We start from the raw sequence: 11,747 nt of genomic DNA on the forward strand, positions 1-11,747 counted from the left end.
AGGAGATCTATGCCGAGGAAGACCCGCTGGAGCGCAACGGAACTAAGGTCGAGAACAGCCCCCCGAGCCCCATCCCCCCAAAATAGAGGGTGCCGGCCAGGCCCACCCGCCACGGCTCAACCAGCCAGAACCGGGATGGGCTTCCGGGGAGTGATGCGGAATCACCTGGAAGGAGGGCTGCAAGAAGGACAGCGCCAAGGAAATACGCCACCGAAAGGCCCCAAAACAGCGCCGCCCGCTGGGTCATGGGACGGGTTCCTCCAAACCGAAAGTCCAGAAACCGGTTGCCCACCAGGATCCAGAACCCCACAAAGGGCCAGAGATTGCCGACCAGAAGCACGCTGAACGTGCCCACCACCACCGCAAGAAGGGCCAGGACGCCCGCCACGGACGGGAGAGGCATCACGGGCGAACCATCCGGTCTCCGAAGTCCCATGGCATGGAGACCAGGGGCGATCTGGAGGGCAAACAGCTCCATGAGCAGGACGATGGAGAGCTCCAGAGCATGCGCCTGACCGAATCCCCCCGGATCCGTCCAGGCCCGGAGAAAAGGAACGGCAAACCCCAGGTCCGGAAGCACCCGGAGCATTCCGGAGAGTCGTTCGGTGCCGGGCATGGACCAAGCATACAGCCTGAAAGGGGAACGGTGAAGGCTTCTGTCAGGAACAGGATTGGGTACGGAGGGCAGGGTCCGAAAAACCCCCGGTATCTACTGGATTTCCGGGGTCTTGACAACCCGGTGCCATGAGATTATAATATATGTGCTCGCGAAGATTATCTGACTGGTCTTTGGAGGGAAGGTGAACGGAAGGGACGCACCGAACAGGAGGTGGAGCCATGAAAGGGACCCTGATGAAACGGGAAACCCTGGGCTACACCTCTCCGGTGTCCCTCATCCGGGAGATTGACCGGGCGCTGGACGATATCTTCCGCCGGTTCTTCGGAGCCTATGAACCGGCGGCGGTGACGGAGTCCGGTGAGATGGTGTGGACCCCTGCGGTGGATGTGGTGGAGACGCCCGATTCCTTCGAGGTGTACATGGTGCTTCCCCATGCGGATTCCAACTCCCTGAAGGTGCGGGCGCAGGACAATGCGCTGGTGATTTCGGGTGAGACCCGGGTGCCCTATGAGCTGAAGGACGACACCACGGTGCTCTATAACGAGGTGCTGTGGGGTCGGTTCCACCGGAGCATCCAGCTTCCGGCGCCGGTGAACTGGGACAAGGTGAAAGCCGAGTATCGGAATGGCCTCCTCCACGTGCATCTGCCGAAGGCGGAGGAGGTGAAGACCCGGGAGATCCGGATCGAGGTGAAGTGAGGTGGGGAGGATGAAAACCCAGGGGCGGGGCCTGTGGCCCCGCCCCTTTTGATTGAGGCTTTTCCAGAGTCCCCCATTCCCTGACAGACCGGAGCGTCCGGTGTATACTATCGGGCAAAAAGGAGCAGGCACATGAAATGGCCGTCCCACGTCTTTCGGAAATACGACATCCGCGGCATCGCCGGTGAAGAGATCACCGAGGACTTCGCCCACACCCTGGGCCTTGCCTTCGCGCAGTACGTCCGTCCCCGCAACGTGGAACGGGTCGCCGTGGGCGGGGACGTGCGGACCCACACCCCTCCCCTCAAGGAAGCCCTGATCCGGGGCCTGCTGGAGGGAGGACTCAACGTGGTGGATCTGGGGACGGTGCCCACGCCGGTTGTGTATTTCAGCCTCTTCCAGGGCGGAGTCCAGGCAAGCATCCAGGTAACCGCAAGCCACAACCCCGCCCCCTACAACGGCTTCAAGATGAACCTGGGTCCGAAAAGCATCTATGGGGACGCCATTCAGGAACTCCGGAGCCTGATGGAAGCGGGGCCTGAACGGGCCGCCACCCCCGGAAGCCGTACCCTCCGGGACATCGTTCCCCTCTATGTGGAGGACCTCACCCGCCGGGTGAACATCACCCGGGATCTTCACCTGGTGCTGGACACGGGCAATGGAGCCACCGGACCGGTGATGACCCGGCTTCTGGAACGGTTTCCCTCCGTGAAGGTGGACGGACTGTATCTGGAACCGGATGGGCGGTTCCCCAACCACCTGCCGGATCCCACCGTGGTGGAGTATATGAAGGACGCCATCGCCCGGGTGAAAAAAACCGGCGCCGACCTGGCGGTGGGTCTGGACGGAGACGGCGACCGGATCGGGGCCGTCACCCATGAGGGGACGCTGCTCTTTGGCGACCAGCTCCTGGGGATTTTCGCAAAGGACGTGCTGGAACGCTATCCGGGTGCCACGATCATCTTTGATGTGAAGTGCTCTCAGGGCCTGGTGGAGGCCATTGAGCGATGGGGCGGGAAGCCCCTGATGTGGAAAACCGGCCACGCCCTTCTCAAGGCCAAACTGGCTGAAACGCCCGAGGCTCCCCTGGCCGGAGAGATGTCCGGACACATCTTTTTCCGGGACAACTTTTACGGTTTTGACGACGCCCTGTATGCCACCCTTCGCCTGCTGGACATCCTCTCCCGCACGGGAAAAAGCCTTGCCGAACTTGCGGCCGAAATCCCGTCCTATCCCTCCACGCCCGAGATTCGGGTGGGATGTCCGGACGACCGGAAGTTTGCGGTGGTGTCGGACCTGGTTCAGCGGGTGAAGGAAGCCGGCTACCGGGTGATCGACATCGACGGGGCCCGCATCCAGTTCGACGACGGTTTCGTGCTGGTCCGGGCGTCCAACACCCAGCCGGTGCTGGTGGTCCGGGCGGAAGCCCGCACCCCGGAGCGTCTGGAGGAGCTCAAAGACTTTCTGAAGTCCCTTCTGTCCCGGTATCCTGAGGTGGATCTTTCGGCGCTGGAGGCGGTCTGATGCCTGCCCGCCGGCTTCGTATCGGCGTGCTCACGTCGGGTGGGGATGCCCCCGGCATGAACGCCGCCATCCGGGCGGTGGTGCGAACGGCCCTGGAGGAAGGCTTTCGCGTGTTCGGCTTTTTCGGAGGTTTTGAAGGCCTCGCAGAGGGGAGGTTCCGGGAACTGGAATATGAGGATGTGGGGGGCATTCTCCAGCGGGGTGGAACCGTTTTGTATACTTCCCGTTTCCCCAAATTTCGTGAAGAGGCCACCCGCCGGCAGGCCCTGGACGTGATCCAGGACCTTCAGCTGGATGGCCTTGTGGTGATCGGGGGGGAAGGGTCCATGAAAGGTGCGCACGCCCTGTCTCAGATGGGGGTGGCGGTGGTGGGAATTCCGGCCAGCATTGACAACGACGTGTGGGGAACAGACGACACCATCGGGGCGGACACCGCCCTGAACACCATTGTCCGGGCGATCGATCAGATCAAAGACACCGCAAGCTCCCATCACCGGGCCTTCGTGGTGGAGGTGATGGGAAACCGTTCCGGGTATCTTGCCCTGGTGGCGGCCATCGCCTCGGGTGCCGAGGCCGCTGTGATCCCCGAAGCGCCGGTGGACTTCGCCGCCCTGGCCCGGGAACTCAACCGTCGTGCCCGGGAGGGGAAAACCAATTCCATTGTGGTGGTCTCCGAAGCCGCCGCCACCGCCCAGGAGGTGATGGCCAAACTCCGGGAAAACGGGGTGGACTACGAACTCCGGGCCACCGTGCTGGGACACCTTCAGCGGGGTGGGAGCCCCACCTTCTATGACCGGATCATCGCAAGCCATTTTGGCATGCAGGCGGTCTTTGCCCTCCGGGACGGCCAGGCTGGCGTGATGATTGGCAAACAGCACCTGTCCTATGTCCAGGTCCCCCTGGATGAGGTGACCGCCCGACGGAAATCCATCCCTCAGGAATACCTGGCCCTGGCCCACACGCTGATGTGGGAGGCGTAACGTCCCGTGCCCCGGGCCTTTGGTTTCCTGGGCAAAGGCGGCGTGGGCAAAACCACGCTTTCTCTTGCCCTGGGTCGGGTGCTTGCCCGAAAGGCGCCCACGCTGGTGGTGTCCCTTGACCCCGCCCACAACCTGGGGGATCTTGCGGGGGTCGCGCTCACGGATGAGCCCCGCGAAGTGGCCCCGGGACTTTTTCTCCAGGAGGTGGATTTTGAGCAACGCCTTCAGGGGATTCAGGACGAAGTCCGCAGGCTGATCCGCACCCGCTTTCCTCGCCTTCTCTATCTTGCCGAACCGCTGAAGGAAGGGGTGGGATTTCCGGGAGACGAAGAAGAGGCCCTTCTTTCCGCCATGCTGGAAGCCGTGGACCGGGATGTGACCAATGTGGTGCTGGATATGCCCCCCACAGGCATGGCTCTCCGCCTGCTCCGGTGGGCTGACCAGCGAAAGGCCTGGTTGTCTGCCCTCCTGGCCTGGCGGAGCGACCTTGCAAGCCGTCGCGCACGGGTGAGCCGCCTGTGGGGAACGTCTCTGGAGGATCCCGTGCTCAACCGGCTGAAAGCCCTGCACGCCCGGGAGGAAGAACGGCGCTCACGGCTGGCCACCATCCAGTGGTGGGTGGTGGAAACGCCGTCTCCCCTCGCCCGGGAAGAAGCCCGGCGGATTCGGGCCTTTCTGGAACATCACCGCTGGAATCTCGCCGGCGTGGTGGAGAACATGAGCCCAACTGGGGTCCCCCCCTCCCCCGATCCCCTGAAGGCGGCCGAAACCTTCTGGAAGCAGCAAAACGTCTGATTCAGGCGCCCCCTTCCAGCCCCGCCATCTTTTTCGCATAGGGGGCCACGATGGGGATCTCAAACCACTTGCCCTGAAAGGCCTGAATCAAACACACGATCCAGAGCACAAAAGCCACGAGGGGGAGAAGAAGACCCAGAATCCAGCCCACCAGCGGCACAAACCCGATGACAAACTGCAGGATGAATAGGCTTCCGAAAGCGATGAGGGACTGGGCGGCGTGGAATTTCACGAACTCACTGTCCTTCTCGGCCAGGAAGAAGATGAGCCCCGTGACCCAGCCGAGTACATACGAGAGCCCCGCCGCGATGTTGGCCTCCATTCCCAGAGACGACTTCTTCAGCTCCATACCAGCCCTCCTGTTTTGAAAAACCCGTATGGAAGGATACAGGTCACGGGGGAACCTTGCAACCCGACGCATTGCCTCATTTAAAATCTACACGAAAAGCCATGGTTGCCTCACGAAAGAATCTACATGAAATCTCCCGTACCCTCTCTCCTGAAAAGCATCACCGACAAGGAGGGAGGGTACCATGCCGAACAAGGAGCCGGATCTCATGACCCGCAAAAATATCACCGTCCAACTCGCAAGGAGGTATCGGAAAGCCTCCAAAAAGGAAAAGTCCAGAATCCTGGACGAATTCTGTTCCCTCACCGGCTACAACCGCGCCTACGCCTCTTTCCTCCTCCGAAATGCCCGAAAAACCGTCACCTTCCATACCCCCAACGGCCCTCGCATCCGCGTCGTCGCTGACCCCCACATTCAAATCCAGCGAAAACGCAAACCCATCTACGGCGAAGACGTTCGAAAAGCCCTCGTGGCCGTATGGACCATCCTGGACTTCCCATGCAGTCGCCTCCTCAAGGCCGCCCTCCCCTGGATCATCCCCAAACTGGAAGAAGAAGGATACCTTAAGATCACCGATACCGTCCGACAGAAACTCTTCTCCATCTCCCACTTCGCACATCCGAAAAGCCCTCAAGATTTTTTCGGGGTCCCCACGAAATCTCCAAGAGATTTCGTGGGGTGATCCTGCCCGTCCGGGAAAACATCTCAAACACCAGATCCCCATCCGAACCTTCGCCGACTGGAACGAAGCCGAGCCCGGCTTCATCGAAATCGACCTGGTGGGGCATGATGGAGGAAGTGCAAAGGGCGATTTTGCCCTGACTTTAGTGGCAACAGACGTCCATACCGGCTGGACGGAGATGCACCCTGTGAAAAACCGCGCCCGGGTATGGACCCATCAGGCGCTGGAAATTCTTGTGGAGCGATTTCCTTTCCCCATCAAGGGCATTGACTGCGACAATGACAGTTCCTTCATCAACCATCATCTTATGACCTGGTGCAGGGAGAAGGGGATCACCTTCACCCGATCCCGGCCCTATGAGAAAAACGACAACTGCTATGTGGAACAGAAGAACGGCCATGTGGCGCGGAGACTGGTGGGGCATTTCCGGTATGACACGCCCCAGGCACTGGAGGTGCTGGAAGAGGTGGAGCGGTTGTATTCCATTTTCGTCAACTTTTTCAAACCGACGATGAAGCTGGTGGAGAAAGAGCGGGTGGATTCGAAAGTCCGGAAGAGGTATGACACGCCGAAGACACCCTATCAGCGTGTGCTGGAAGATCCGAGGGTACCGGAGGAGGTGAAGGAGAAACTTCGGGAGCGATTTGCTCAGCTCAATGTGGCTCAATTAAGGAAACGGATTCTCTCGCTACAGGAGCGTCTTTTCTCCCTTGCGACCCCTCCAGAGCCTGCGGAGGAAGATCTCCATGTGTTGGGATAGATTTTCTCATGAGGCAACGACTCAGGTTCGAATAGATTTTCTCGTGAGGCAATACGCCCGAGGCATCGGTTCCACATGACATTCTGTCCGTCCGCGCCCTGTCGTCCCCCCACTGTTCGGGAAGGGCAACATCGGGGAGGGAGACCACAACGCCGCGGATTTTTCTCCACCGGTTCGGTCCGGACAAAGGGGCGGCCGTTTCACAAATGAGACCTGACCGCCTGCCTTTTTCTTAACATTGGGACGTTTGGCACCGTTTCCCCTCTGGAACAGAATGTTCCAACCCCCTTCCCCGTGGCAACGTTTTTGCGGGAATTTTCTCGGAAAGCGAACAGGAGGTTTACCATGAGGGCACGCTCCTGGCTTCTGGTCCTTATCCTGGGTGTGACCCTTGGGGCGGTGGGATGTAAGAAGAGCGCCACCACCCCGGAACCCACCCTTTCGCCTGAAGAAACCCTTCCCACGTCCCTCCACGGAACAACCCGGGGCATGCAGTGGTGGTATGAACTGGCCAGCCCCCAGGGATTTGTCCAGTTCACCAACGTCCCCTATGATTCTCTGAACTGTTATTCCTGCCACATTGACGTGGAAGCCAACGGCTGTGCTCAGTGCCACGATACGCCCGGGGACAAACCTGCCCCGGACAAATGCTTTGCCTGCCACGGGCGCCAGAAGAAGGAAAGCATGTTCTATTCCGATGTCCACCGGGATGCAGGCATGGTGTGCGCCGACTGCCACAAAGGAGAAGAGGTCCACGGAGACGGGCACACCTACAACTCCATGTATGAAAGTCCCAACCATCCCGACTGTGAAGACTGCCATACACCTCCCGATACAGTCACGGAACACGCCCTTCATCTGGACGAACTGGACTGCACCGCCTGCCATGCCCAGAGCGTGATCACCTGCTACAGCTGTCACTTCCAGTCGGAGATCGATCACGAGATCAAACTGGCCTATGGCGTCCTCAAAGACTGGCTCTTCCTGGTGAACAACCCCGAAGGCAAGGTTCAGGCCGGGATCCTCATGCCCATTCAGATGGGCGCGGGCAAAACCTTTATGGCGATTGGCCGATATGTGCCTCACACCATTTCCCGGGAAGGCCGCCACTGCTCGGACTGCCATAACAACCCCGTGGCGCAGGAATATCTGAACACCGGCGAGATCGTCGCCACCTGGTGGGATCCCGATTCCGGGAAGATCATGCACAAGACCGGTGTGATTCCCATTCCTCAGGACTATGAGAACGCCATGAAATTCACCTATGTGGAATGCACCAGTGGGTGCGATGATCTCCAGGCTCCCCACACCTGGCAGCCCATCCAGCCGGAAGGGGTGACCAACGCCTGGCAGATGTTCTTTGCTTCCCCGCTGACCCAGGCCCAGATCCAGAAGCTCGCCGAACCCCACTTCTGAGACCATGTGGGTGCTCCTTTTCTCGGTCTGGACCGCATGGGGCACTCTCGGTCTGGAGGGAGAGGGATACGCCCCGGATGACTCCACCCATGCCGGGGTGCTGTCTCCCTCCCTCCAGATGGTGGTGTACCACCCCGCAGGCCTGCGCGCCTCTCTGAACCTTCGGGGCTGGGGAGGGGTGGGGATCACCCTCCCCTACCCGGATCTCCATGTGCAGGAGGCATGGATCGCATACACACCCCCGGCCCTTCCCTTCTCGCTGGGTGCAGGGCGGCGCTGGTCTCCCCTCGCAGGCGGGCTGATGGACGGGCTCCGCACCTCCTTTCACGGGTCCTGGATGGAACTCGTGGTTCTTGCCGGACGCCGTCGCGCAGGATTTCTTGCGCGAACATATGCCGACAGCCTCTTGGTGGAAGGCGATGTGATGGCCACACGCATCACGGTCCGGCCGATCCGTGAACTTCGCGTTGCCGCTCAATATCAAAATGACCCCGAGGGGCCCCGGGTGGACGTGGCCGCAAACCTGCGTGCCCGGCGATTTCAACTTCACATGGAAAGCCAGGGTGATCCCCGGAAGGGCTACGTGGAGGGAACCCGCGTCTTGGTGTCCTGGACGCAGGGGGACGTCCGGGTGTATGGAGGCTATCGGTACCGCGATCCCTGGAGGCTGTTCTCCCGGCTGATTTTGCCCGGGTGGTTGCGAGAAGACCCGAAGCGGTACAGTGTCCCTTCCCATCGGCTGGATGGGGAAGTTCTCTGGACCCGGGGATCACTGGCCACAGGCGTGGGCGGGGGATGGCTCTGGAATGCCCGGGATTCCCGGCCTCAACTCTGGCTTCGCGGACGGTGGAACCGCGCACGGGCAAGGTTCTGGCTGGAGAAGGAATGGGAAGGCACGGTGGTGGGGCTGGAAACGGGGATTGAAACCGAGTGGAAACAGCGCCTCACATGGGACGTGCATGCAGGATGGCTCAAAAGCGAACGCTATGACACCGGCGTCTGGACCGCCCGGATAGGCGGACGGATCACCCTTCCCCACGGAACCCTTCAAGGTGAACTCAGGGCGTGGCGCGGACCGGGCATCGATCATGAAATCCGGGGGTATCTGGCTCTCCAGGTTCCCTTTCGCTTTTCCGGGAGGACACCATGATGGGCATGGGCGGCCTGGTCCTTCTTCTCGCGCTGTTTCCCCACACACCCCACGTGGTGGACGAGGAGATGGCCTGCACCGACTGTCATGAAGCCACGACCAGTACATCGGCTCAGGACCTGCTCCTTCCGGCCCGGGATCTCTGTCTGGATTGTCACGAAGAAGAAGACATCGAACTCTATCAACCAGCGGCCCGGGAGGCATGGATTGCGGTGTTCTCCCACAAGGAGCACTGGAACCTCTCGGATCTTCGGACATGCACCGCATGCCATGCAGATTCCACCGATCCTGTCCTCCCCCGAATGGATGCGTGTGCCACCTGCCACGATCATGCACGGGCCCCGGCATCCTGCCAGACCTGCCATGGAAAGGAGGACCGTCGTCTGGTGTTCTATCATCCCGTCGGCTGGCGAGCGTTCCATGGTATGGAAGCGCGGGCAAATTCCAGCGCGTGTGTCATGTGCCACCGCCCTGCGATCGAAGCCAATCCCGCTGGTTCCTGTCTGGATTGCCATGAAGGAGACAACCTCCGGTTCACCGTCCATCCCCCCCAATATCGGTGGGCCCATGCCCAGGATGTGAGTCTTCGGAATCAGGCCTGCGAGACGTGCCACGCCGGGTTCGCGGACTGCCAGACGTGCCATCGTCATGAGGCCCCCATCCCCCAGGATCACCTGCTCCCATCCTGGAAGGAAGAAGATCACGGGATGGAGGCCCGGCTGTATCCCGATCGCTGCATCATCTGTCACAATACAGGGGAAATCACCTGCAAACGCTGTCACCGATAGGCCCCGGGGTGTGACCCCGGGCAGGAGGGGGTCAAGGAAAGGGAGATCACCGGTCGGTGGATCCCAGTCCCCTTTCTCCTCGGAGTTGAGCCCAGTCCTGCTGTGGACGCCCTTCTCTGAGTTCGACGGTCAGCACCCGCACAAACCGGATCTGGGCGATGGCCTTTCCCTTCTGGATGCGCTCTTCAAACCATTTCCGGGTGTCCTTCAGGTTGTGGACGCTGTGAAGAAGAACCCACAGAACCCCCCGGTAACCGGGATCAATCCGTCCGCCCACCGCGTCCACACCATCCCAGGCCGCACCGGACCGGCTCTCCACCAGGGCACCCACACCCGGCGGCAGGAAAAGGCGGAGGCCAGAATGGACCCGCACCCGAACACCGTGAGAGAATGACCGGAATTCGGCAATCTCCTCAAGCGGGGCCTCAGGGGCAAAGAGATCAAAGGCGAGATCTTCCCCCGGATGGGCCATCCGGGGCAACCTCGCGCCGGGGAGCAGGCGCTCCACGTGGATTGTCCCGTCCTGCATGGCCTCAAGGATACAGCCCGGGGGACGGATGGTGAAGTTCAGGAACGGGGAAAGGGGAAGCGGGGGGAAAGAAGACGTTCCATGCCCCGACCGGCCTTCCGGCGGGTTTTCCGGAGAAAACGGATGTAGGTCCGGGCAAGATCGTCAAACACGGGACCGTCAGCCGCGTTCATGCGATCCAGTTTCCGGAGGGTCCGCTCCAGCATCCGCTGGGCACGGGGGAGGTCACCTTTGTTCTGATAGATCCGGGCGCGCACCCGGCAGGCATGGACCCAGTCTTCCAGTCCGTCCACGGCCTCCGGAGACAGGGGCTCAAGAAGGCGCAGAGCCCGTGCGGAATCCCGCAGAGCGGCGGTCCACTCTTTCATATCCGCGAGCAGTTCAGCCCGTTCCAGCAACGCTGCCGCCAGATCCGCTCCCGCATCCGGACTACCTTCCCGCCGCCAGCGTTCCTGATGGATCCGAACCGAACGATCCAGGGCCCGTTTGGCATCCCCCATTTTTCCCACTGCCTGGAGGGCCAGGGCCAGGAGAAGGAGGCTCTGGGCATAGTCCCGCCGGTGAGGGGAGTTCCTGCGCCGGGCAAGGGATTTTCGGGCAACCACCGCCTTCTGCGCTGCATCCAGGGCAGCCGGCATATCCCCCAGAGCAAGGAAAATCAGCGCCTTCCGGTGGAAAAGATGTCCCGCCCACCGCCGGCGTTCTTTCCGGTCCCGGATCTGGTCCAGCAGGGGAAGGGCCTCCTGGAGATGCCGGAGAGAACGGCGAAGTTCCCCGTTTTCCCGCTCCACCCGCGAAAGGAGATCCAGCACCCGGATGCGGAGCAGGGTCCCCGCATCGGGGTCCCGGCGGGAGATCTGGCGGGCAAGCCGGAGGGCCTCCCGGAGATAGGGCAATCCCTCCACCGGAAACCCGTCGGCCAGGCTGATGTGCCCCAGCCGCAGCAGGAGATGGGCCTGCTCAAGACGAAAGGCCGAACGGACTGTTCGGCTGGCTTCCCGGAGGACCTCCTCCAGGACTTCCAGCGCAGAAAGATAGGTCTGGAGGGCTTCTTCCACCGCTCTCCTCTGGAATTGTGCCTCGGCATGGAGAGCGAGAAGCCAGGCCTGGAGACGCCGAGCCGGAAGACTCCGGGGGATGAGGGATTCAAGCAGGTCAAGTCCCTCGCCGGCATGCTTCTCCACCTCGTCCGGCCGGTTCTCCATGAGGGACAGGGCCGCCCGGGCTCCCAGAAGAAAAGCCCGGAGCAGGCGGGTGTGAGACGGGGAGAGGACTTCCAGATCCATCTGGTCTTCCAACGCGGTTATGGCCGTCCGGACCGCCGAAAGATTTCCCTCCTCCAGGGCATCCCGCACACGGGCCACGGATTGGCCGAGGGGGAAGAGTTCCGGTTCCCGGAAAGCCTCCTGAACAAGGGAAAGATCGGGAACGAGAAGGGCGTGATCCTTCACAGGTCA

Annotated in this window: 13 protein-coding genes; 9 read left to right on the forward strand and 4 right to left on the reverse strand. The window is 61.3% G+C overall.

Annotated elements, in window-relative coordinates; all coding sequences use genetic code 11:
* Positions 1-7 precede the first annotated feature (7 nt).
* Positions 8-616: a hypothetical protein gene (locus AC6HU3_RS05140; RefSeq protein ID WP_497536225.1), complete on the reverse strand. Its 609-nt coding sequence runs from the start codon at positions 614-616 to the stop codon at positions 8-10.
* A 221-nt stretch (positions 617-837) separates the two neighbouring features.
* Between AC6HU3_RS05140 and AC6HU3_RS05145 the strand changes: the two genes are divergently transcribed.
* The 4 genes from AC6HU3_RS05145 (at position 838) to AC6HU3_RS05160 (ending at position 4,616) form a co-directional block, all read left to right on the forward strand.
* On the forward strand, positions 838-1,317 hold the full coding sequence (locus tag AC6HU3_RS05145; protein ID WP_497536226.1) for an Hsp20/alpha crystallin family protein: 480 nt from the start codon (positions 838-840) through the stop codon (positions 1,315-1,317).
* A gap of 132 nt (positions 1,318-1,449) precedes the next feature.
* On the forward strand, positions 1,450-2,841 hold the full coding sequence (locus AC6HU3_RS05150) for a phosphomannomutase/phosphoglucomutase (protein WP_497536227.1): 1,392 nt from the start codon (positions 1,450-1,452) through the stop codon (positions 2,839-2,841).
* Positions 2,841-3,821, forward strand: a complete 981-nt coding sequence (gene pfkA, locus AC6HU3_RS05155; RefSeq protein WP_497536228.1) for a 6-phosphofructokinase — start codon at positions 2,841-2,843, stop codon at positions 3,819-3,821. Before AC6HU3_RS05150 ends, pfkA begins: the two co-directional genes overlap by 1 nt.
* Positions 3,822-3,827: 6 nt before the next feature.
* Positions 3,828-4,616: an ArsA family ATPase gene (locus AC6HU3_RS05160; RefSeq protein ID WP_497536229.1), complete on the forward strand. Its 789-nt coding sequence runs from the start codon at positions 3,828-3,830 to the stop codon at positions 4,614-4,616.
* Between the two features lies 1 nt (position 4,617).
* Here the strand turns inward: AC6HU3_RS05160 and AC6HU3_RS05165 are convergent, their stop codons facing one another.
* Positions 4,618-4,965, reverse strand: coding sequence for a DUF4870 domain-containing protein (locus AC6HU3_RS05165; RefSeq protein ID WP_497536231.1), 348 nt, complete (start codon positions 4,963-4,965; stop codon positions 4,618-4,620).
* Between the two features lie 184 nt (positions 4,966-5,149).
* Here AC6HU3_RS05165 and AC6HU3_RS05170 point away from each other — a divergent pair, with 184 nt between their 5' ends.
* From AC6HU3_RS05170 to AC6HU3_RS05190, 5 genes are all read left to right on the forward strand, one after another.
* The gene (locus AC6HU3_RS05170; RefSeq protein ID WP_497536331.1) at positions 5,150-5,647 is read left to right on the forward strand and encodes a transposase; all 498 of its coding nucleotides are present in this window, start codon (positions 5,150-5,152) and stop codon (positions 5,645-5,647) included.
* An 82-nt stretch (positions 5,648-5,729) separates the two neighbouring features.
* On the forward strand, positions 5,730-6,407 hold the full coding sequence (locus tag AC6HU3_RS05175) for an integrase catalytic domain-containing protein (RefSeq protein WP_497536292.1): 678 nt from the start codon (positions 5,730-5,732) through the stop codon (positions 6,405-6,407).
* 345 nt (positions 6,408-6,752) lie between these two features.
* Entirely contained in the window at positions 6,753-7,823 is a 1,071-nt protein-coding gene (locus AC6HU3_RS05180; RefSeq protein ID WP_497536232.1) for a cytochrome c3 family protein, read from the forward strand.
* A 4-nt stretch (positions 7,824-7,827) separates the two neighbouring features.
* On the forward strand, positions 7,828-8,973 hold the full coding sequence (locus tag AC6HU3_RS05185; RefSeq protein ID WP_497536233.1) for a hypothetical protein: 1,146 nt from the start codon (positions 7,828-7,830) through the stop codon (positions 8,971-8,973).
* The gene (locus AC6HU3_RS05190; RefSeq protein ID WP_497536234.1) at positions 8,970-9,761 is read left to right on the forward strand and encodes a cytochrome c3 family protein; all 792 of its coding nucleotides are present in this window, start codon (positions 8,970-8,972) and stop codon (positions 9,759-9,761) included. Before AC6HU3_RS05185 ends, AC6HU3_RS05190 begins: the two co-directional genes overlap by 4 nt.
* Before the next feature lie 46 nt (positions 9,762-9,807).
* Here the strand turns inward: AC6HU3_RS05190 and AC6HU3_RS05195 are convergent, their stop codons facing one another.
* Positions 9,808-10,290 carry a hypothetical protein gene (locus AC6HU3_RS05195; protein WP_497536235.1) on the reverse strand — a complete coding sequence of 161 codons (483 nt, stop codon included), beginning with the start codon at positions 10,288-10,290 and terminating at the stop codon, positions 9,808-9,810.
* Positions 10,291-10,328: 38 nt separating this feature from the next.
* Entirely contained in the window at positions 10,329-11,741 is a 1,413-nt protein-coding gene (locus AC6HU3_RS05200; protein WP_497536237.1) for a tetratricopeptide repeat protein, read from the reverse strand.
* Positions 11,742-11,747 lie beyond the last annotated feature (6 nt).

The sequence above is a fragment of the Caldifarcimen microaerophilum genome (assembly GCF_055387105.1).